This is a genomic window from Amphritea atlantica, from assembly GCF_900111095.1.
Classification (GTDB): Bacteria; Pseudomonadota; Gammaproteobacteria; order Pseudomonadales; family Balneatricaceae; genus Amphritea; species Amphritea atlantica.
Window position 1 is genome coordinate 63,869 of the sequence record NZ_FOGB01000011.1, and the last position, 21,885, is coordinate 85,753.

Below are 21,885 nucleotides of genomic sequence, written 5' to 3' on the forward strand. Positions count from 1 at the left end.
CTTATTTGCCCAGCTCTTCCGCCAGTGCCGCAGAGCGGTCGCTGCAGGCCTGCATGCCGTTAGCAATGATCTCTGGCAGTCCCTGATCGATAAAAGTGAGTATCGCCTGTTCCGTAGTGCCTTTGGGAGACGTCACGCGGCGGCGCAGTTCAGCGGGCTCAACATCGCTTTGGCGCGCCATCTCTGCAGCCCCGAGAGCGGTTTGAATAGTGAGTTGCTGCGCTACTTCACGGCTCAGCCCCAGTTTTTCTCCTGCCGCGACCATCGCTTCCATTATCAGGAAATAGTAGGCCGGGCCGCTACCGGAAACCGCTGTGACCGCATCCAGTTGCGCTTCGCTTTCAACCCACAGCGCAATACCGGTAGCGGTCATGATCTGCTCGGTCTGACTACGTTGCAGGTCGCTAACCCGATTGTTGGCATAGAGACCGCTGGCCCCCTGCTGAACCAGTGCCGGAGTGTTGGGCATGCAGCGTACCACCGGGAGATCTCCCCCCAGCCACTGTTCCAGGCTGCTGCACAGAATGCCGGCGGCGACAGAGATCAGCAGCGGCCGGTGTTGCTGCACGCTGGCCGCCATATCCATGGCGACGCTTTTTAGCACCTGAGGTTTAACTGCCAGAATCACAATATCTGCTGCAGCCACCGCGGCATTGTTATCTGTAGTGGTGTTGAGCCCCTGCTGCTGCAGGTCGGCCATCTTGTCTTGCCCGGTATCACAGGCCCAGATGCTTGCCGCCGGATAACCGTTACTGATCAGTCCGCCCATGATGGCCCGGGCCATGTTGCCTGCGCCGATAAATGCTAATGTAGGTTGTGTGCTCACGTGTAATACCCGATGTTAAATATGGTTATAGATTGATGCTTACTATGACTGATGATGGCTGCTGTAGTCGCGGGGGCCAAACAAGGCAGTGCCGATACGTACAATGGTAGCACCTTCCAGAATGGCGGCCTCCATATCACCGGACATCCCCATAGACAGGGTGTCCAGTGGCTGGTCCGGCAACTGCCGTTGCAACGATTGCAGCAGATGATTCATCTGTGCAAAGGGTTTGCGTTGCTGTTCGGGATCGTCGCTACTGGCGGGAATGGCCATTAATCCCCGCAGACGGATATTGCTCAGCGTCGCCACTGCGGCGGCCAGTGCGGGCAAATCAGCCGGCAGAACTCCTGACTTGCTATTTTCCCCGCTGATGTTTACCTGCAGACAGATATTCAGTGGTGGCAAGTTTACGGGACGCTGATCGCTGAGGCGTTGCGCGATCTTAAACCGGTCTACGCTGTGAACCCAGCTGAAGTTTTCTGCTATTGCCCGGGTTTTATTGGACTGTATCGGACCGATAAAGTGCCAGATGATATTCAGATCTTGTAGCGCCTCAATCTTATCCAGCGCTTCCTGAAGATAGTTCTCGCCAAATGCCTGTTGCCCGCAAGCCCAGGCCTGGCGCAGTTCTTCAGCCGGACGAGTTTTGCTGACCGCCAGTAGTTTGATCGCTTGCGGCTGACGTTGCGCGGCGATGGCTGCTGCGTCTATCTGGCAGTGAACGTTTTTTAATCGATCTGTAATCTGTGTCATAGTGTAATAACTAGCGATTGGCTATGATGGGCGATTCTGATAAAACTGATATAGTGCAACCCATAAGGGGTGGCGACTATAATACCAGAGAACACCGGCTAACCCGCGAATATTTGCCCCGGGCCTGGGTGTTTCGCAACGCTCAGAGCTGTTTTTATGGTAAATCATAGCCAATGCTGCCCAAAATAGGCTTATAAAGACTTTATATCCCCGGTTGCAGCTTTTATTATCATTGAAGGGCCAGTTATACGGTATGCAAAGTCTTCAGTCGAAGGCTTTGTCGCTTACAGATAATCAATGGAACTGCTTGCAGATTCCCTATACACCTGAGAAGCCATGGATATTACAGAACTCTTATCGTTTACCGTTCAGCAGGGAGCGTCCGACCTCCATATAACCGCCGGTATGCCACCGGTTATCCGGGTTGATGGCGAGGTCCGCAGAATTAAGCTGCCCTCTCTGGAGCATAAGCAGGTTCACACGCTGATTTACGATATCATGAATGATAAGCAGCGTAAGGACTACGAGGAGCGGTTTGAAACTGACTTCTCCTTCGAGGTGCCCGGTCTGGCCCGTTTCCGTGTTAACGCCTATAACCAGAACCGTGGTGCGGCAGCGGTATTCCGGACCATCCCCAGCAAAGTTCTGACGATGGATGATCTGGGCATGGGACAGGTGTTCCGCAATCTTTCCAATAATGCCCGTGGCCTGGTGCTGGTAACCGGACCGACCGGCTCGGGTAAGAGTACCACCCTGGCGGCGATGGTGGATTACATCAATGAGACCCGCAACGAGCACATCCTCACGATTGAGGACCCGATAGAATTTGTCCATCAGAGCAAGAAGTGTCTGGTTAACCAGCGGGAGGTGCACCGGGATACGCTCGGGTTTGAGGAGGCGTTGCGTTCCGCCCTGCGTGAGGACCCGGATATTATTCTGGTGGGTGAGATGCGGGATCTGGAAACTATCCGTCTGGCGCTGACCGCTGCAGAAACCGGTCACCTGGTGTTTGGTACACTGCACACCACCTCAGCGGCAAAAACGATTGACCGTATCATCGACGTGTTCCCGGCAGCAGAAAAATCGATGGTGCGTTCGATGCTGTCAGAATCTCTCCAGGGGGTTATCTCCCAGACTCTGCTGAAGAAGCCGAAAGGCGGACGGGTGGCGGCCCATGAGATTATGGTGGGTACGCCAGCAATTCGTAACCTGATACGTGAAGATAAGGTAGCGCAGATGTACTCTGCCATTCAGACCGGTGCGGCATTTGGGATGGTGACTCTGGATCAGTCGCTCACCGACCTGATGCAGAAAGGTTTGATTACCCGTGAATCAGCCCGTGCTAAGGCACTGAATCCTAAGAATTTCTAAGACGGAGCGGAATTTTGGATATTACCCAGCTACTTAAGGTTATGACTGACCGACAAGCATCCGATCTGTTTATCACCGCCGGAGCCCGTCCCAGCATCAAGGTTGATGGTACGATTAAGCCATTAACCAAAGAAGCTCTGAAACCCGCTCAGGCACGTTCGCTGACCTATAGCACCATGAACGATAAGCAACTGGCCGAGTTTGAGGGCACCCGCGAGTGTAACTTTGCTATCAGTGCTCCGGGGATCGGTCGTTTCCGGGTGAGTGCATTTTTTCAGCGTAACTCACCGGGTATGGTACTGCGGCGCATCAACACCTATATCCCAACGATGGAGGAGCTGAACCTGCCGCCGGTGCTCAAGGATCTGGCGATGACCAAGCGGGGGCTTATCCTGTTTGTCGGCGGTACCAGTACCGGTAAATCAACGTCACTGGCGTCGATGATCGATTACCGCAATGCCAATACTGCCGGGCATATCATTACCATTGAGGATCCGATCGAATATATCCATGAGCATAAGCAGAGTGTGATCACCCAGCGGGAAGTGGGTCTGGATACCGATTCCTTTGAGGTGGCTCTGAAAAATACCCTGCGTCAGGCCCCGGATGTGATTCTGATGGGGGAGATTCGCAGTGCCGATACGATGGGCTATGGTCTGACCTTTGCTGAGACTGGCCACCTCTGTATGGCAACACTGCACGCCAACAACGCCAACCAGGCTCTGGACCGGATCATCAGTTTCTTCCCCCCTGAACACCATGCCCAGATCTGGATGGATCTGTCGCTTAACCTGAAAGCAATTGTGGCGCAGCAACTGCTGCCGACAAAGGATGGTAAAGGTCGCCGGGCAGTGGTGGAAGTGCTGATTAATACCCCTCTGATGCAGGACCTGATCCGTAAAGGCGAAGTGCATGAGCTGAAAGAGGTAATCAAAAAGTCCACTAACCTGGGGATGCAGACCTTCGATCAGGCGCTTTACAATGAGTATAAAGAGGGGACTATCACCTATGATGTGGCGATCGCCCATGCGGATTCACCGAACGACCTGCGTCTGATGATTAAACTTAATTCGGAAACCAATCCGGATATCAATGATGCATCGGACGACTCCGGCTTCTTCCTGCAGGATGACGATGATTTTCTGCAAAATGAAGGGTCGCTGGACGTTAAAGGGATGTAGGTCTCGTCACAGTAAAAAAAACGGCGCATCTGATGCGCCGTTTTTTGTTTCTGCTGATGGTGGCGAGATGTTGAATACCCGATCAGCGATGGGGTATCGGGTTGCTATTGCTGAAACACCACATTGCCTTCGAACAGGGTATAGCGCACCACCCCTTTGAGCGGGAAGCCCATAAACGGTGTATTCGCACCGGCTGAACGACGGTTTTCCTGGGTCAGTACCCACTCCTGCTCTGGATCAAAGATACAGATATCGGCACTGCTGCCGGGGGTGAGTGTACCCAGATCGACGTTGAGGACACGGGCCGGGCCAGTGGTCAGTTTCGCCAGCATCTGCGGTAGTGAGATCAGTTCCTGCTGCACCAGCATCAGAGACAGTGATAACAGGGTTTCCAGCCCCGTCATCCCGGGCTCGGTAGCGGCAAAAGGAGCCTGCTTGGCGGCCAGTTCATGGGGCTGGTGGTCCGAACAGATCGCCTGAAAGCCATCTGCAACCAGCGCATGGCGTAAACCTGCCCGGTCGAGCTGGCTGCGTAGTGGCGGAATCAGGTGGAAGTTAGGGTCAAAGCCACTGACATTCTCATCGGTTAATAGCAGATTCTGAATCGCGATATCAGCGGTCACCGGAAGCCCTCTTTCACGGGCATCCATCACCATTTTGACGGAACGTTCGCAGGACAGCTGACCAAAGTGGGCTCTCACGCCGGTCTGTTCGATCAGCAGCAGGCAGCGGGCAACTTCAATGGTTTCAGCACTTTCAGGAATCCCACTGAGTCCCAGACGGGTGCAGGTGGTATCGTCGTGCATGGTGCCGCCAGCGGCCAGGTCCGCATCCTGTGGCTGGAAAATAACCAGCAGGTCGTGGGTCGCCGCATACTCGAGGCAGCGCGCCAGTGTCAGCGAGCTATGGATCGGTTCCCGGGCGTTGGTGAAGCCGATACAGCCGGCTTTACTCAGGCCATACATCGGACTCAGCTGTTCACCTTTCAGCTCCTGGGTCAGGGCGCCCATCGGCAGGACCCGGGCGTTGCCAGCCTGTTTTGCCAGGTCTTCAATCAGATCGATCACTGCGGTGTTATCGGCAATCGGTCTGGTCAGTGGTGGCATGCACAGGGTGGTGATGCCACCCGCCGCCGCGGCGGCGGTTTCACTGGCGATGGTACCCTTGCGACTGTAACCGGGCTCACGCAAGTTAGCGCACAGATCGATCAGACCGGGGCTGACTACCAGGTTCGTGGCATCGATCTCCTGGTCGGCACTAAACGCTGCTGGTGGCTCGCCAATGGCAGCGATCTTGCCAGCGCAGATAAACAGATCAGTGATCTGGTCCAGATGGTTGGCGGGGTCGATGACACGGCCGTTCCTGATTGCAATATTCATCGTATTCACCTTATTCGCTCTCCCGCTCAGCCTGATGGTCAGTCATCTGGCCGCCCATCGCCATCGACATCACCGCCATGCGCACGGCAATACCGTTGGTCACCTGTTTCAGAATCATCGATTTCGGACCATCGGCGACCGAGGTCTCTATCTCTACGCCGCGGTTAATTGGTCCGGGATGCATCACAATGGAGTCAGGATGGGTGAGCTTCAGTTTTTCTTCGGTAAGACCGTATAAACTGTAAAACTCCGATTCGCTGGGCAGCAGGGCGCTTTGCATCCGCTCTTTCTGTAGTCGCAGCATCATCACCACATCGACATCTTTCAGACCCTGACACATGTCGGTGTAAACCGTGACGCCCAGCGCTTCTATATGACGCGGCAACAGTGTTGTGGGGCCGATCACCCGGATCTCTCTGGCACCCAGAGTGCGCAGGGCGTGGATCTGTGACCGGGCCACCCTGGAGTGAAGGATATCGCCGACAATCGCCACCGTGAGGTGTTCGAATCCCCCCTTGTGCTGGCGGATGGTGAGCATATCCAGCATCGCCTGGGTGGGGTGAGCATGGCGTCCATCACCGGCATTGATGACGGCTACATGGGGCGTGACATTGCTGGCGATATAGTGTGCCGCGCCGCTGTCTGAGTGACGCACGATAAACATATCAGAGTGCATCGCTTCCATGGTCATCAGGGTGTCTTTAAGGGTTTCGCCCTTAGAGGTTGATGAGGTTTTGATATTCAGGTTGAGGACATCCGCGGACAGTCGCTTTGCCGCCAGTTCAAAGGTGCTGGCGGTGCGGGTGCTGGCCTCAAAAAACAGGTTAACCACCGTTTTACCCCGTAACAGCGGTACCTTTTTTACCTGCTGTGCACTCATATCGACAAATGAATCAGCCGTATCGAGGATCTCTGTCAGCATCTCCCGGCTCAGCCCTTCGGTGGTCAGGAAGTGTTTCAGCTGACCGGCGCTGTTGAGCTGGATCAGGTTGGGATCTTGTTGTTCAAACATGTCAGATTCCGGCGGTAAGTTAGGGGTTGTCTTTTTTACGGATCTCCAGTGCCAGAGGCACCGGTCCGGTCAGTTTGACCTGCTCGTCATCGGCGAGTTGCAGCGTATCACCGGTAACATCCGCCTGAATCGGTAGCTCGCGACGGTTCAGATCCAGCAGTGTGACCAGGGTAATGGAAGCCGGGCGACCATAGTCAAACAGCTCGTTCATCGCTGCCCGGATGGTTCGTCCGCTCATGATCACATCATCCACCAGAATAATATGGCGGTCTTCGGTAGCACTGGGCAGCGCCGAGGGCTGAACTTTAGGGTTGAGGCCCGCGCGGCTGAAATCATCGCGGTAGAAAGAGATATCCAGGGTGCCCAGGGGGCTCTCGATACCCAGCTGCTGATGCAGGTGTTCTGCCAGCCAGACGCCACCGGTATGGATGCCAATGACCATCGGGTTGTCCAGCTGTCTTACTTTTATCAGTGTGATCAGATCTTCCGCCATCTTGGTGAGCAGGTGATCCACTTTAATTACGCCCGATACCATAGAGGTCCTCCAGTCGGGTTTCACTGGGTATCAGCTGGTCTGATGCAAACCAGCTTTCCAGAATCAGTTGTGCGGCGATGCCGTCAACAGAGTTTTCTTTAAAATTACTGCTGCCGCCCCGGGCAAGACTGATCTGCTTGGCTTCCCGGGTGGAAAGGCGTTCATCGATCAGATAGCAGGGCAACTGGCAGCGTTCTTTGAGACGGTTGGCAAATTTTCGCGCCCGGCGGGACATGTCGCTGATGGAGCCATCCATATTCAGGGGGATGCCAACGACAATGGCTGCAGGTTGCCACTCTGAAATCACCTTTTCGATCACCGACCAGTCGGGAACGCCATCCCGGGCGCTGACCGGAGGTAATGGGGTGGCCGTGCCTGTAATAGCCTGACCTGCGGCGATCCCGATCCGTGTGGTGCCAAAATCAAAGCCTATAATTTGACCTGAAAGTGTGATCATTCCGCTTCTTTGCGTGGGTTAGGGCTGATGAGCCGGATCAGGCGTGGCCGCTTTGTGACGTCAGCAGATCAAGGTTGATCCCCATCGTCGCGGCAGCGGCCTGAAGTCGCTCTTCAGCCGGGGTGCGGAACATTATATCTAAATTAGCCGGGCAACTTAACCATACATTATCAGACAGTTCCTGCTCCAGCTGTCCGGGTCCCCAGCCCGCATAGCCCAGCGCCACCAGAAACTGCTCGGGCCCGCTGTGTTCACTGATCGCCTGCAGAATATCCAGAGAGGTTGTCAGGGTCAGCTCATCGGTAACATCGTAACAGGATTCCCACTGATTGGCGGTATGCCGGTGAAGAATAAAGCCCCGGTCATTCTGTACCGGACCGCCGGCGTAGATCAGATCGTTGAGGTCGCTGTTATAGCTGAACTCCAGGTGTTGCAGTAGCTGCCCCAGGTCCATCTCAATCGGACGGTTAACAACGATCCCCATCGCGCCAGATTCGTTATGCTCACAGATATAGATAACGGTTTGGGCAAAGTTAGGGTCATCCATATGGGGCATCGATATCAGGAAATGCCCCTGAAGGCTGCCAGGGAGGTATATGGAGGGGGAGTCTGAGGTCATAATTATTACCTGCCCTTGTGACGCGAAATAGCGAGATACGGCACTGTATATCCTTATTTTGCGCGTAGCATTCTTACTATTAGTATATCCGGCTGCTTTTCTCAAACTTCCAGGTGCGGATAATCTCCAGTACGTCGGTGTTTTTACGCATCTCTACAGGGAACTTCTGAAAGGGAGCCGCCAGCTGCACAATGCGGACTGCGGCATCGTCGAGAATCGGGTTGCCAGAAGAGTGCAGAATGCTGATCTCCTTTACACTGCCGTCGGGCAAAACACTGACCATCATGCGCAAACTGCCATAGAGCTGATTCTGTTGTGCCTCTTCAGGATAGTTGAGATTTCCCACCGATTCGATTTTACGCCGCCAGTTGGCCAGGTAAACCGCATCACTGTGGCTTTTGGTGGCGGCAGAGGTCAGCCGTTTTATGCGAGGCCGCTTCGCATATTCCTGCCGTTGAAACTCCAGCTGAGCTTCCAGACTGGCGATCTCAAGGCTACGGGACAGCAGTGACTGAGAGCTACCCGGAGCGGGGGGCGGGGGAGTGGACTGCTGATGTTTTTCCGGAGCGTCGGTTACCCGCTTTTCCTGCTTGGCCTGGGTAATAACAACCTCTTGTTCCGCAGCGGTGGTGTTTTGCTGGTCGGCTACCTCGGCAATGGGTGCAGGCTCTGGTGTGGTGGCCGGAGTGGGTGTGGCGGCACTATTAGTCGGCGGTGTCAGCGGTTGCCGCGGTGCGGTTTCCTGTATATCCCGATGCTGAAAATCGGCTTTCTCCCGGGTTGCCGGCAGTGCTTTCTCTTCCAGCTGGCCACTGCCCTGTTGGTCCGCCTGAGCGATAAAATCAGCCTCTTCCGGGGGCTTGTCGCTCTTAAACTGAGCCAGGGTTATCTCCAGCGTTTGCGCGGGCGGCGTCTTCGGCGCCACGGCAAAACCGATCCCCAGTATGGCCGCAGCATGCACGGCTACCGCCAGAAACAGAGTGAAGCCGAGCCGATCAGCTGCGGAAACCGCGACAGCAGCCTTACTCATAGTATGTTCCTGCTAGGGCTGGGAATAACATCGCGCTTATGCATTACCCTGATTTAGCTTTGCTTCGATCACATCCATCAGTTGCATACCGATATCCAGACCAAACTGATTGTCCAGTTCGCGGATGCAGGTAGGGCTGGTAACGTTGACTTCGGTGAGGTAATCGCCGATCACGTCCAGTCCGGCAAACAGGATCCCCTGGGCTTTCAGTGTCGGGCCAACCTGCGCCGCGATCCAGCGTTCCCGTTCCGTGAGTGGACGACCTTCGCCGCGGCCACCGGCCGCCAGGTTACCCCGGGTTTCACCGTTGGTGGGAATGCGGGACAGACCATAAGGCACCGGCTCTCCGTCAATCATCAGGATACGTTTATCACCGTCGACAATCTCCGGCAGGTATTTCTGCGCCATAATGGTTTCGCTGCCGAATTTGGTCAGGGTTTCAATGATAACGCCGAGATTGACCCCCTGCTCCTGAATGCGAAAGATTGAGGCACCGCCCATACCATCCAGGGGTTTGAAAATGACATCTTTAAACTCGGCATGAAACGCGCGTAACAGGTCATCACGACGGGTGACCAGCACCGGCGGGCAGCACTGTGGGAAGTGGGTGGCAAAGATCTTTTCGTTGTAGTCCCGCAACGCCTGAGGGCGGTTAACCATCAGGGTTTTACCCTGTGCTGAGGCCAGCTCAAGCAGGTGCGTGGTGTAGCTGAATTCGTTATCGAAAGGCGGATCTTTGCGCATCAGCACGACATCAAGAGAACCTACTTCCTCAACCTGATATTCGCCCCGCTCGAACCACTTTTCGGGATTCATCTCGACCGTCATCGGAGCCATCTTGGCGAGGACTCTGCCATCACGCAGATAGAGATCTTTCTGCTCCATGTACCAGATCTCCCAGCCTTTACGCTGAGCTGCCCAGAGCATCGCCAGTGAGCTGTCTTTTTTGTAGCTGATGGACTCGATCGGGTCCATCACAATACCGACTTTTACTGTCATCGAATTGCCTTGTTAATCTTTTGATTAAGGGGATTCTACCTGCCCGGTCTGGTCATCACCAGTGTTACTGTTATAGCCCTGTCTGCGAACCTGTTTATCCAAGGTCCCCCCAGAGGTATTGCAGAACCGAAAGAGCCGCGACAGGTGCGGTTTCGGTGCGGAACACCCGCGGACCAAAGGCAACCGGCTTAAACCCCTTTGACAGTGCCAGCTCCACTTCAGTTTCACTCAGACCGCCCTCAGGACCGATCAGCAGGGCAACCGATGCGGGTTTGTCAAAGTTGCCCAAAGGCTGTTCGGTATGGTGGTGGAGCACCAGTTTCAGATCCGCTTCAACACTGTCCAGCCAGTCGTTCAGCGACTGTGGTTCGCTGATCTCAGGCAGGTCACAGCGCAGACTCTGTTCACAGGCGCTGATGGCAACCTGCTGCCAGTGCTGGCGACGTTTGTCCTGACGTTCACTGTTTAGTCGCACCTCACAACGTTCGGTAAACAGCGGCACCAGTTGATTCATCCCCAGTTCGGTAGCTTTCTGCACCGCGTAATCCATCCGTTCCCCGCGGGAGATCGCCTGTCCAATAGTGAGGTTCAGGGGAGATTTCCGGGCGGGCTGATCCGCGCCGGTAATCCGTGCCGTAGCATTGCGTTTAGCTACCTCTGTCAGCTCAGCGGAATACTCAAACCCATCACCATTAAAGAGGACCAGCGCGTCACCCGGACGCATTCTCAAGGCCCGGGACACATGTTGAACCACGTTGTCGCTGAGGTTGATTTCGCTGCCCTCAGAGAGGGACTGAGGTTCGTAAAAACGGGGGATTCTCATTCTATCTATCAATCAGGTTTAAAGTTTAAGGCGTTATTATGCCATGGCATAACGGGATCGGTTAGCGGGATCGTCAGACAATCAGGTTAAGGTTTGCTGAGACAATAAAAAAGGCCGGATGCGAATCCGGCCTTTTTTGTATCTGTGTTCCTGAACGCGGCTTACAGGCCTGCGGCAGCCCGCAGTTCGTCAGCCTTATCGGTTTTTTCCCAGCTGTAGGCGGTAAAGGTATCGTTACCGACGGTCATCTCAAATGGGTTTTTACCGAAGTGGCCGTAGGCGGCTGTTGGGCGATACATCGGGTGCAGCAGGTCCAGCATCCGGGTAATCGCATGTGGGCGCAGGTCGAAGTGGTTGTGCACCAGCTCGATGATCATCGCGTCAGAGACCTTGCCGGTACCAAACGTATTGATCGAAACCGAGGTTGGCTCCGCTACACCGATAGCATAAGACACCTGGATTTCACACTTATCGGCCAGGCCGGCAGCTACGATGTTTTTCGCTACATAACGGCCCGCATAAGCGGCAGAACGGTCCACCTTGGATGGATCTTTACCGGAGAACGCACCGCCACCGTGACGGGCCATGCCGCCGTAGGTATCCACGATAATCTTCCGGCCGGTCAGACCACAGTCACCGACAGGCCCGCCGATAACGAAGTTGCCGGTTGGGTTGATGTGGAACTTGGTGCTCTTGTCGATCCACTCTGCAGGCAGGGTGTGCTTGATTATCAGCTCCATCACCGCTTCTTGAAGGTCCGCCATGGAGACTTCCGGGTTATGCTGAGTCGACAGAACCACCGCATCGATACCCACTGGCTGGCCGTTTTCATAACGGAAGGTGACCTGGCTCTTGGCATCTGGACGCAGCCATGGCAACAGACCGGACTTACGCGCTTCCGCCTGACGCTCAACCAGACGGTGGGCGTAGCAGATCGGCGCAGGCATCAGTACGTCGGTTTCATTGCTGGCATAACCAAACATCAGCCCCTGGTCTCCGGCGCCCTGATCTTCAGGCTTCGCGCGGTCAACCCCCTGATTGATGTCAGGCGACTGCTTGCCGATGATGTTCAGTACACCACAGGTGGCACCGTCATAACCGACGTCAGAAGAGGTGTAGCCGATATCACAGATAACGCCACGAACCAGCGCTTCCAGATCGACCCATGCAGAGGTAGTGATCTCGCCGGAAACAATCGCGACACCGGTTTTAACCATGGTTTCACAGGCTACACGGGCGTATTTGTCTTCAGCAATAATTGCATCAAGAACCGCATCAGAGATCTGATCGGCGATCTTATCAGGATGGCCTTCGGAGACTGACTCCGAAGTAAACAGGCTGTATTCGCTCATTACGCGTCTTCAATCCTAGGTAAGGGAGATAAATATGGTATCGGACCGTCGGCCCGGGTATAAGAATGTCAGTTATTTTAATCGTCTTGCGCCCTGATTGCATGGGCGGTATTCCGGTTTTGGATGATTTTTTTACTTTTTTAGATGAAAACCACTCATTTTCATTAAATTTATCTGAAATAGGTTTGAAGCTGGGGGGCGGTTACGAGAAAATAGCCGCCTATTTTTTTATCGGTGCCGGTCTTCGTTATCTTCACAAGAGATAACACAGCCGCCGCAAACACTTTTTAATCTCAACTTGGGCTTGTTCGGCCCTGGAGTGAATGAATGTCCTCGCGTAGAGAACTTGCCAATGCAATTCGTGCCCTCAGTATGGATGCTGTCCAAAAGGCTAAATCCGGTCACCCTGGTGCACCGATGGGTATGGCGGATATCGCTGAAGTATTATGGAATGATTTTCTGAAACATAATCCGGCGAATCCACATTGGCTTGATCGCGACCGTTTCGTGCTGTCGAACGGCCATGGTTCAATGCTGATCTACAGTCTGCTGCACCTGACCGGTTATGATCTTTCCATCGATGATCTGAAAAACTTCCGTCAGCTGCACTCCAAAACCGCCGGTCACCCGGAATACGGTTATGCGCCGGGTGTTGAAACCACCACCGGCCCACTGGGTCAGGGGATCACAAACGCGGTCGGCTTTGCCATCGCTGAGAAATCCCTGGCAGCGCAGTTTAACCGCGAAGGTCATGAGATTATTGATCACCACACCTATGCCTTTCTGGGCGATGGCTGCCTGATGGAGGGTATCTCCCACGAAGCCTGCTCTCTGGCGGGCACCCTGGGACTGGGCAAGTTGATCGCATTCTACGACGATAACGGCATCTCAATCGACGGTGAAGTCGAGGGCTGGTTTACCGACGATACTCCTAAACGCTTTGAAGCCTACGGTTGGCAGGTGATTCCGGCCGTAGATGGTCACGACGCTGAGCAGATTAAAGCGGCCATCGAAGCGGCGCAGGACAATGAAGATCAGCCAACCCTGATCTGCTGCAAAACCATTATCGGTTTTGGTTCGCCTAATAAACAGGGTAAAGAGGATTGCCACGGCGCACCTCTGGGCGACGAAGAGATTGCACTGGCCCGCAAACAGCTGGGCTGGGAACATGAAGCCTTCGTTATCCCTGAAGATATCGCTGCCCAGTGGAATGCGCTGGAGTCCGGTGCGGTGCTGGAAAGTGAGTGGGAAGAGCGTTTTGCCGAATACAGCAAAGCTTACCCTGCTGAAGCCCGTGAGCTGATCCGCCGTTATAGCGGTGAGCTGCCAACGGACTTCTCCGATAAAGCTGATGCTTACATCAAAGAGCTGCAGGATAAAGGCGAAACCATCGCTTCCCGTAAAGCCTCTCAGAATGCCCTGAACGCCTATGGCCCGCTGCTGCCTGAACTGATGGGTGGCTCTGCTGACCTGGCCGGTTCTAACCTGACGCTATGGTCAGGCTGCAAGGGCGTGACGAAAGATGATGCGTCCGGCAACTACCTGTTCTACGGTGTGCGTGAGTTTGGTATGTCCGCCATCATGAATGGTATCGCTCTGCATGGTGGCTTTGTGCCCTACGGTGCGACCTTCCTGGTGTTTATGGAATATGCCCGTAACGCACTGCGGATGGCGGCACTGATGAAGCTGCGTGCGATCCATGTTTACACCCACGATTCTATCGGTCTGGGTGAAGATGGCCCGACCCATCAACCGATTGAGCAGATCGCTAACCTGCGTCATACGCCGAACATGAGCTGCTGGCGTCCGGCGGATGCGGTTGAATCTGCTGTCGCATGGAAGTCTGCACTGGAGCGTGCCGATGGCCCGACCGCGATGATCTTCTCCCGTCAGAACCTGCCACACCAGGCGCGTACCGATGAGCAGCTGGCGAATATCGCCCGCGGTGGATACATTCTGCGTGATACAGCAGGCACTCCGGATGCCATCCTTATCGCTACCGGATCTGAAGTGGGTCTGGCAATGGATTCTGCGGCAGCGCTTGAGGCGGAAGGTAAGCAGGTACGTGTGGTGTCTATGCCATCCACTGATCTGTTTGATAAGCAGGATGCTGAATACCGTGAAGCGGTGCTGCCGTCTGCTGTGACTGCCCGGGTTGCTGTTGAAGCGGCGCAGGCTGATTTCTGGTACAAGTATGTTGGTCTGAACGGTGCTATTGTGGGGATGACTACCTTTGGTGAGTCTGCGCCAGCAGGGGATCTGTTCAAACTGTTCGGCTTTACGGTCGAAAACGTAGTTGAAAAAGTGAAGTCTGTTCTCTGAGTGCAGGCTAAGAAAAAAGGCCAGCTGATTCAGTTGGCTTTTTTGTTTAACGAGGTGGTATGGCGTACCGGGTTGCAATAAATGGTTATGGCCGCATCGGACAAAGTGTCCTGCGAGCTATCTATGAGTGTGGCTACCGCGAACAGCTGCAGGTGGTGGCGATCAATGAGCTGTCTGACATTGAGACGGTCACCTATCTGACCCGCTATGACACCACCCATGGGCGCTTTCCGCTGCCTGTGTCGCATAATGGAACTGAGTTGCTGATCAATGGCGACAGGATCCGGGTGCTTAACGAAGCCTCCCCTTCTGCGATGCCCTGGCAAACGCTGGATATTGATCTGGTGCTGGAGTGTTCCGGTTCATTCAGTGACCGCCCGACCGCCCAACAGCATCTTGACAGTGGCGCCAGAAAACTCCTTTTCTCCCAACCTGCCGGCAGTGATGTTGATGCCACGGTTATCTATGGATTTAATCAGCAGTTGCTGGCCGCAGAGCAGACCATTGTTGCCGCTGGGTCCTGCTCGACCAACTGCATTGTGCCGATTCTGGATCTGTTACACCGGGAGTTGGGAATTATCAGCGGCTTAACCACCACCATTCACTCGGCCATGAATGATCAGCCGGTGATCGACAGCTATCATCAGACCGATCTGCGGCTCACCCGCAGTGCTATGCAGTCTATTATCCCGGTGAATACCGGGCTGCATCGCGGTATCGACCGTTTATTGCCTGAACTGGCGGGCCGCTTTGAGTCGCTGCATGTGCGGGTGCCTACCATTAACGTATCTCTGCTGGATATCTCTCTGAATGTCTCAGAGGAGACCAGTGCAGTGCATGTTAATCAGATCATCCGTCGTGCAGCGGAAGGTCCGTTAAAAGGACTTTTAGGTTATACCGAAGAAGCACACGCTTCGGTAGACTTCAATCGGGATTCCCGTTCCGGCGTTGTCGATGGTACTCAGACCCGTGTCAGTGGCGGCAAGATGATAAAGCTGATGTGTTGGTTTGATAATGAGTGGGGCTTTGCCAACCGGATGCTGGATGTTGCTCAGGCATGGCTTAACTGCCGGTCTGACTAATAGAGCTGACGTAATTTTAAGGTATGGTCTGCGAAGACGGTACTCTACTTTTTTAGATTAGAAAGCAGGAAATATTATGAGCGTATTGAAAATGACCGAACTGGATCTCAAGGGCAAACGCGTCCTGATCCGTGAAGACCTCAATGTGCCGGTCAGGGATGGCAAGGTCACCAGCGATGCCCGTATTCGTGCATCACTGCCAACCATTAAGCACGCTCTGGAAGCAGGTGCTAAGGTGATGCTGATGTCTCACCTGGGCCGCCCAACTGAGGGTGAATATGATGCAGCCAGCTCACTGGCACCGGTGGCTGCCCATCTGGCAGGCCTGCTGGGACGTGAAGTTCCGCTGATCAGCGACTGGCTGGCGGGGGGCTTTGATGTCGCTGAAGGCGGTGTCGTACTGCTGGAAAACGTGCGCTTCAATGTTGGTGAGAAGAAAGATGATGAGGCGTTGTCTAAGCAGATGGCAGCCCTTTGCGATATCTATGTAATGGATGCGTTTGGTACCGCGCACCGCGCTCAGGCGTCGACTCATGGTGTGGCTAAGTTTGCACCGGTTGCCTGTGCCGGCCCTCTGCTGGCCGGTGAGCTGGACGCGCTGGAAAAGGCGCTGGATAAGCCGGCCCGGCCAATGGCGGCGATTGTCGGTGGCTCTAAAGTGTCAACCAAACTGACGGTACTGGAATCGTTATCTGATAAGGTTGATCAACTGATTGTGGGGGGCGGTATTGCCAATACCTTCCTGGCTGCTGCGGGTAAGCCGGTCGGTAAGTCCCTGTGCGAACATGATCTGATTCCTACCGCAAAAGCGCTGATGGATAAGGTGAATATTCCCCTGCCGGTAGATGTTGTGGTTGCAACTGAGTTTGCTGAAACCGCTGCTGCGACCGTTAAGCTGGTCGATGAAGTTGCTGAAGATGATATGATTCTGGATATCGGTCCGCAGTCTGCTGCGAACCTGGCCGCGCTGCTGAAAGAAGCCGGTACTATTATCTGGAACGGTCCGGTCGGTGTGTTTGAGTTTGATCAGTTTGGTGAAGGCACTAAAGCACTGTCGCTGGCGATTGCTGAGAACAAAGGTTTCTCGATTGCGGGTGGCGGTGACACCCTGGCGGCGGTGGATAAGTACGGTATCGCTGATCAGGTGTCTTACATCTCGACCGGCGGTGGGGCTTTCCTGGAGTTTGTGGAAGGCAAGGTGTTGCCCGCGGTAGCGATGCTTGAATCCCGGGCATAATTAAAGCTATTGCGCTTGAAACTGCTTTGTTAAAAGTTGCCGAGAAATGCTCATTTACAACTGTAAACTCCGCTTTCTCGTCAGCTTTTGCCACGCACTTTCTGCGCTCATAACGCTTTAAGCTTATATAATAGAGCTTAATAGTAGAGCTTAATAATGGCGCTAAAATGGCTGTGCAAACACTGATTTTCAGTGCACTTCCAGCTTTAATATTTGCAATATAAAGTAGAGCAGCTGATCTATTCAGCTGCTTACGTTAGAATTTACAGCCGCAACCCGGCTTAATTTTTTAAAAGGTGAAGATATGGCTCTTATCAGTATGCGTCAGCTGCTGGATCATGCCGCAGAGAATAGCTACGGTATCCCAGCGTTTAACGTTAATAACCTGGAACAGATGCGCGCCATCATGGAAGCGGCTGACAAGACCAACTCGCCGGTAATTGTGCAGGCGTCTGCCGGTGCCCGTAAATATGCGGGCTCTAACTTCCTGCGGCATATGATTCTGGCGGCGATTGCTGAGTTTCCGCATATTCCGGTATGTATGCACCAGGATCACGGCACCTCACCAGCGATCTGTCAGCGTTCCATCGCGATGGGCTTCTCTTCCGTCATGATGGACGGCTCCCTGAAAGAGGATGGTAAAACCCCCTCTGATTATGAATACAACGTTGATGTTACCCGTCGTACCGTAGAGATGGCCCATGCGTGTGGTGTTTCTGTTGAGGGGGAACTGGGTTGTCTGGGGTCGCTGGAAACCGGACAGGCTGGCGAAGAGGATGGTGTTGGCGCTGAAGGCACACTGTCCCATGACCAGATGCTGACCGATCCGGAAGAAGCATCTGACTTCGTGGCTAAAACCGGTGTCGATGCGCTGGCGATTGCCTGTGGTACCTCCCACGGTGCTTACAAGTTCACCCGTCCGCCAACCGGCGATATTCTGGCGATTGACCGCATTAAAGCGATCCACGACCGCATCCCGAACACCCACCTGGTGATGCACGGTTCCTCCTCTGTTCCACAGGAGTGGCTGGCGATCATCAACGAGTTTGGTGGTGAGATTCCTGAGACCTACGGTGTGCCGGTTGAGCAGATCGTTGAGGGCATCAAGCATGGTGTGCGTAAGGTTAATATCGATACCGATTTGCGTCTGGCATCTACCGGTGCGGTACGTCGCTTCATGGCGCAAAACCCATCGGAGTTCGATCCGCGTAAATTCCTTAAAGTCACCATGGATGCAATGAGCGAGATCTGTGTCGCCCGTTACGAAGCGTTCGGTACTGCCGGTCATGCGGATAAGATCGTACCGGTCTCTCTGGAAGGCATGGCAGATAAGTACGGTTTGTAATACCGGTCTTCAGGTATAAAAAAACGCCCCTGTCTTTTAGAGAGGGGCGTTTTTTTTGTTGGGTTATTTACTCAGAGAGAAATAGTTCCAGTTGGTTTGTTCGCCAGCCTCTTCCAGCTCATACACTGAAGCCCAGTTGGGGTTAGTGTCGGGATCATCGGCCAGATCAATCAGGCTGTCAGTAATGCAGTTAGCCAGATTGACCATGTTGGCATTTCGCTCTTCCTTACGGAAAGATTTGCCAATCAGGAGTGCGCGAACGCCGAAAGTCGGCACCGATTGAATTTTTCCGTCTACCCGATAGCTGACGCTGGATTGAATGTAAAATGGAGCCTTTCCTGCCAGTTGTGCAAAGTCTATTGCGACCAGGTGGTATTTACCACTGGCAAGATACTGCTCTACCGGTTTGTAAGGGTGTCCGCCAACCAGCACTAATGGCATGTTTGGATTGCTGCGTTTATCTGCCGGAATCTCAACAACATTCAGATTTAAACCCATAAAGTAGCTCAACGCTTTGGCGCTGATAACGCTACCGCCCCAGGAACCGACGGTCTGGCCTTTTAACAGATTAAGCGAGATTGGTTTTGGCTTTTCATCTTTAATCAGCCCGCTCCACATCGCTTTCCAGCCGGCGTCATCACCCTCTGGCTGATAGCCTTTTGGTATCAGAAGGTGAAGGGATTCCATATGCATCCCGTCGATAACCTTCATGCGATTGCCGTTAACCTTGCGGGGCTCTGTTTTGGCGAAATATTGCAATACATCTTCCTGAACCACGCCCATAGAGAACTGTTTGCTATTCATGCCCAGCAGGTTCTCTACAGACCCGTCTGACTTCACTGGTAAAAGATGCGCATCATTTTCCAGCGCGTCATCACAATACGCTTTAATATCTTTCACCATGGAGTAGTAGTTACCGCTCTCAGAACCGGTGCCGACTTTTACGTCCGTAGCCGAGGCCATCGTGGTCAGTCCCAGCAGAGTTAAGCAGCCAAGCGCTTTAAATAGATTCATATCTACATCCTTGTTTTGATTAATAGGTTATTGAAAGGGGTTTGATTCCTGAGAGACGGGTTCTGCATCCCTACTCTGTGTGTCTGGATTGTCGATAAAAAAGGTTAGCAGACCAATAATGACAGCCAGTCCCAGAAGTCCGGTTAGTGTCCATCTCATAATTCGGGTGGAGGTGGTTTCCTGTTCGCTCATTTTTATCTCCTTTTCTGCCTAGTCGGCCATATCTACTGCCATATCCCGGGCACTGTTTTCAATCTCGACTAAGGCGGTATTAAAGTCTGTTTCGATCTGGCTGAATGCTTCCAGTGAGAGCATCTCTTCTAACTGATCATTACCGGTATGTTTTATAAATGACATCGCCTGACTTGCCTGGGCAGCAAAGGCTTCCATGTCTTTATACTCTTTAACTTTCTGCTCAAATTGACGGTTGACGGCTGCCGCTCGATCCAGCTTTTCAAGTATCTGTTGATAGGCTTCAGTGACCTGTGCCAATAACTTTTTTTTGCGTTCATAAATCGGTTTGCCCTGGTTTCGTTCATCAATCTGACTTTCCATTTTCCGAATCGCTGAACCCATCTGGTCCCGGGCGGCACGGGCCTGTTCTAATCGTTGAGCGTTAACCAGTACCTGATTATCAAGTTGTTCTGTGGCATTACGGCGGGCTTCCTCCATCATCTTCTTTATTCTGAAATTTTTCGTTTTCTGACGGATAACCGGGTCCATCGCCTTAAGAAAGCGCAACCCGTAGAAGCCACCGACTGCAGCGCTAACGGACAGAATCAGCGCAAACACTCCGGTGATGATTTGCAGGGCAAACATCCCTATCAGAAAAAAAACACCCAGCGTCATACCGGCAAATATAAGATTGCGCGGAAGAACCGAGATAGCAGATTTCCTAAACTGCTCAATCTTTGCTAATTCAGTTTTATTCTGTTGCAGGACTTCAGCAAAGCCGCTCGTCGCTATCCCTGTTACAGCGATTTCAGAGTTCATAGAACATCCCTTTATTTCTCACTATGGGGGTTGATGCAGCATCACCTGGATCGCATCAGCTCATTCCGCCTGGGCGGTACAGAGAAAGGAAAAATCAGAGGGTGAAGAAGAGGAGAAAAGTATGCAGAGTATTACAGCTCTGATCGAAACAGTGCTACTCCTTCAGCACAATACAGCCACCAGTGTGGGCCTATCTGAAATTCCTTTTTCGGGGCAAATCCTAACCTATTAATCAATCAAAGGCTATACCTTAGATGCAGCTTCTATTTGCACTGATGCCGGCAGGTTCTTTGACCGAGGTAATAGGGCAGGGCCTCAGTTCTGCAGGTTCAGAGTGATTTCTACTTTCATCTGAAACGCCAGTGGCAGTAAAAGCCGGAGGATTGATTCCCAACTGGGCTGAGACATCACTGTTGGTGTATGATTTTTGTCGTGTTATATGGACCCCGGCAACAAGGATGAATCTATGCCCACTCTGACCCGACTGTTTCAGCTAGTTTCTGTTATCTCTCTTTCCTGTGTTCTGATTCTCAGTGGCTGTAACAGCGAAGCTGATATCGTTGTTACCAGTGATGTTGTGTCTGCAGACAAGATTGCTGAGATACGGGCCAATATCCAAACACTACATCCCGATGCTGATAGTCAACTGCAGGCTCAGGTGCTGGATACCGTGGTGCGGGCAATCGAGGATATGGTATTTATTGAGGGCGGTCAGTTTATGATGGGGGATTTTGGTATGCCCTGTGATGCTGCCCCTGAACGGCCCGTCTGGCGCGAGACAGAGAATATGTGTAATGCCAGCCACTGGGCGGATACCAGCCCAGCCCATCCGGTGGAGCTGGATAGTTACTCACTGTCGAAATATGAGACCCGGGTGAAGGATATGGATCGCTATCTTCTGGCTCATAATGAGCCTCTACCGAAACCTGAAGTCCGGGAACGCAGGCCGGATAGTTTTCAATTTCAACCGGATAATCCCGCCAGTACACGGGGATGGCAGGATGCTAAAGATTACTGCACCTGGCTGGGGCAGTTAACGGGGTATGCATTTGATCTGCCCACTGAAGCCCAGTGGGAGTTTGCTGCCCGAAACCGCGGAAAAAAGATTTACTATGCAACGGATAATGGTTTTTTAGAGAACAAGAGGAATACAAGGCCGTATGATAAGGACTCAGGTAAGTTAGGAGATACCTATCCGGTGGATATGTTGCCGCCTAATCCACTGGGAATTTATGGACTGCAGAATAATGCCGCTGAATGGGTAAATGATTGGTATGACCCGGATTATTACAGTTATAGTCCAGTCAAAAATCCCCAGGGGCCTGAAAAATCGGTGCAAGTGAAGAAACAGTACCAGCCTCTTCAGGCCTATCGGGTGCTTCGTGGTAACTGGGCCTTTGAAGTTAATTCCAACATTTTGATTCGTCGTGAAATTGAAACAAACGAAGAGCCAATATATAGTCCTTGGGCGGGGTTTCGTTGTGCAACTCAGTCTAGAAAAAAGCTTTTTTAATCTGAGAGTGGTATTAGTTGATGGGGGGTACCCGATGGATAA

General features: G+C 53.1%; 22 protein-coding genes. 8 read left to right on the plus strand and 14 right to left on the minus strand.

The window, feature by feature from the left end; genetic code table 11:
• Position 1: 1 nt before the first annotated feature.
• Positions 2 to 826 carry a pyrroline-5-carboxylate reductase gene (proC, locus tag BMY09_RS16205; RefSeq protein WP_091360367.1) on the minus strand — a complete coding sequence of 275 codons (825 nt, stop codon included), beginning with the start codon at positions 824 to 826 and terminating at the stop codon, positions 2 to 4.
• A gap of 42 nt (positions 827 to 868) precedes the next feature.
• Complete coding sequence (locus BMY09_RS16210) at positions 869 to 1,579, minus strand: YggS family pyridoxal phosphate-dependent enzyme (protein WP_091360369.1); 711 nt, start codon at positions 1,577 to 1,579, stop codon at positions 869 to 871.
• Between the two features lie 336 nt (positions 1,580 to 1,915).
• Here BMY09_RS16210 and BMY09_RS16215 point away from each other — a divergent pair, with 336 nt between their 5' ends.
• Entirely contained in the window at positions 1,916 to 2,950 is a 1,035-nt protein-coding gene (locus BMY09_RS16215) for a type IV pilus twitching motility protein PilT (RefSeq protein WP_091360370.1), read from the plus strand.
• 14 nt (positions 2,951 to 2,964) lie between these two features.
• A complete protein-coding gene (locus BMY09_RS16220; RefSeq protein WP_091360372.1) occupies positions 2,965 to 4,131 on the plus strand; it encodes a PilT/PilU family type 4a pilus ATPase in 1,167 nt (388 codons plus the stop codon).
• 104 nt (positions 4,132 to 4,235) lie between these two features.
• Here the strand turns inward: BMY09_RS16220 and BMY09_RS16225 are convergent, their stop codons facing one another.
• The 9 genes from BMY09_RS16225 to metK form a co-directional block, all read right to left on the minus strand.
• Positions 4,236 to 5,510: a dihydroorotase gene (locus BMY09_RS16225; protein ID WP_091360374.1), complete on the minus strand. Its 1,275-nt coding sequence runs from the start codon at positions 5,508 to 5,510 to the stop codon at positions 4,236 to 4,238.
• A gap of 10 nt (positions 5,511 to 5,520) precedes the next feature.
• Positions 5,521 to 6,522, minus strand: a complete 1,002-nt coding sequence (locus tag BMY09_RS16230) for an aspartate carbamoyltransferase catalytic subunit (protein WP_091360376.1) — start codon at positions 6,520 to 6,522, stop codon at positions 5,521 to 5,523.
• A gap of 19 nt (positions 6,523 to 6,541) precedes the next feature.
• Positions 6,542 to 7,057, minus strand: a complete 516-nt coding sequence (gene pyrR, locus BMY09_RS16235; protein WP_091360378.1) for a bifunctional pyr operon transcriptional regulator/uracil phosphoribosyltransferase PyrR — start codon at positions 7,055 to 7,057, stop codon at positions 6,542 to 6,544.
• The gene (gene ruvX, locus BMY09_RS16240; protein WP_091360379.1) at positions 7,038 to 7,514 is read right to left on the minus strand and encodes a Holliday junction resolvase RuvX; all 477 of its coding nucleotides are present in this window, start codon (positions 7,512 to 7,514) and stop codon (positions 7,038 to 7,040) included. Before ruvX ends, pyrR begins: the two co-directional genes overlap by 20 nt.
• 37 nt (positions 7,515 to 7,551) lie before the next feature.
• A complete protein-coding gene (locus BMY09_RS16245; protein WP_091360381.1) occupies positions 7,552 to 8,133 on the minus strand; it encodes a YqgE/AlgH family protein in 582 nt (193 codons plus the stop codon).
• A gap of 79 nt (positions 8,134 to 8,212) precedes the next feature.
• A complete protein-coding gene (locus BMY09_RS16250; protein WP_091360383.1) occupies positions 8,213 to 9,163 on the minus strand; it encodes an energy transducer TonB in 951 nt (316 codons plus the stop codon).
• Between the two features lie 36 nt (positions 9,164 to 9,199).
• The gene (gene gshB, locus BMY09_RS16255; protein ID WP_091360384.1) at positions 9,200 to 10,162 is read right to left on the minus strand and encodes a glutathione synthase; all 963 of its coding nucleotides are present in this window, start codon (positions 10,160 to 10,162) and stop codon (positions 9,200 to 9,202) included.
• Between the two features lie 94 nt (positions 10,163 to 10,256).
• The gene (locus tag BMY09_RS16260; protein WP_091360386.1) at positions 10,257 to 10,985 is read right to left on the minus strand and encodes a 16S rRNA (uracil(1498)-N(3))-methyltransferase; all 729 of its coding nucleotides are present in this window, start codon (positions 10,983 to 10,985) and stop codon (positions 10,257 to 10,259) included.
• Between the two features lie 161 nt (positions 10,986 to 11,146).
• Positions 11,147 to 12,337, minus strand: coding sequence for a methionine adenosyltransferase (gene metK / locus BMY09_RS16265; protein ID WP_091360387.1), 1,191 nt, complete (start codon positions 12,335 to 12,337; stop codon positions 11,147 to 11,149).
• 65 nt (positions 12,338 to 12,402) lie between these two features.
• Between metK and BMY09_RS16270 the strand changes: the two genes are divergently transcribed.
• The 5 genes from BMY09_RS16270 (at position 12,403) to fba (ending at position 18,323) form a co-directional block, all read left to right on the plus strand.
• On the plus strand, positions 12,403 to 12,603 hold the full coding sequence (locus tag BMY09_RS16270; RefSeq protein ID WP_091360389.1) for a hypothetical protein: 201 nt from the start codon (positions 12,403 to 12,405) through the stop codon (positions 12,601 to 12,603).
• Positions 12,604 to 12,664: 61 nt separating this feature from the next.
• Positions 12,665 to 14,659 (plus strand): transketolase, encoded by a 1,995-nt coding sequence (tkt, locus tag BMY09_RS16275; RefSeq protein ID WP_091360391.1) that lies wholly within the window; start codon positions 12,665 to 12,667, stop codon positions 14,657 to 14,659.
• 59 nt (positions 14,660 to 14,718) lie between these two features.
• Positions 14,719 to 15,741, plus strand: coding sequence for a type I glyceraldehyde-3-phosphate dehydrogenase (locus BMY09_RS16280; RefSeq protein WP_091360393.1), 1,023 nt, complete (start codon positions 14,719 to 14,721; stop codon positions 15,739 to 15,741).
• 76 nt (positions 15,742 to 15,817) lie between these two features.
• Positions 15,818 to 16,978, plus strand: coding sequence for a phosphoglycerate kinase (locus BMY09_RS16285; RefSeq protein WP_091360394.1), 1,161 nt, complete (start codon positions 15,818 to 15,820; stop codon positions 16,976 to 16,978).
• A 304-nt stretch (positions 16,979 to 17,282) separates the two neighbouring features.
• Positions 17,283 to 18,323: a class II fructose-bisphosphate aldolase gene (fba, locus tag BMY09_RS16290; protein WP_091360395.1), complete on the plus strand. Its 1,041-nt coding sequence runs from the start codon at positions 17,283 to 17,285 to the stop codon at positions 18,321 to 18,323.
• Positions 18,324 to 18,386: 63 nt separating this feature from the next.
• Here fba and BMY09_RS16295 read toward each other — a convergent pair whose 3' ends face one another.
• From BMY09_RS16295 to BMY09_RS16300, 3 genes are read right to left on the minus strand one after another with little or no spacing between them, the layout of a single operon-like run.
• Positions 18,387 to 19,337, minus strand: a complete 951-nt coding sequence (locus BMY09_RS16295) for a TAXI family TRAP transporter solute-binding subunit (protein ID WP_091360397.1) — start codon at positions 19,335 to 19,337, stop codon at positions 18,387 to 18,389.
• 27 nt (positions 19,338 to 19,364) lie between these two features.
• The gene (locus tag BMY09_RS22230) at positions 19,365 to 19,529 is read right to left on the minus strand and encodes a hypothetical protein (protein ID WP_175483571.1); all 165 of its coding nucleotides are present in this window, start codon (positions 19,527 to 19,529) and stop codon (positions 19,365 to 19,367) included.
• A gap of 18 nt (positions 19,530 to 19,547) precedes the next feature.
• Positions 19,548 to 20,330 (minus strand): hypothetical protein, encoded by a 783-nt coding sequence (locus BMY09_RS16300; protein ID WP_091360398.1) that lies wholly within the window; start codon positions 20,328 to 20,330, stop codon positions 19,548 to 19,550.
• Positions 20,331 to 20,796: 466 nt separating this feature from the next.
• Between BMY09_RS16300 and BMY09_RS16305 the strand changes: the two genes are divergently transcribed.
• Entirely contained in the window at positions 20,797 to 21,843 is a 1,047-nt protein-coding gene (locus BMY09_RS16305; protein WP_175483572.1) for a formylglycine-generating enzyme family protein, read from the plus strand.
• The last annotated feature ends 42 nt before the right edge of the window (positions 21,844 to 21,885 follow it).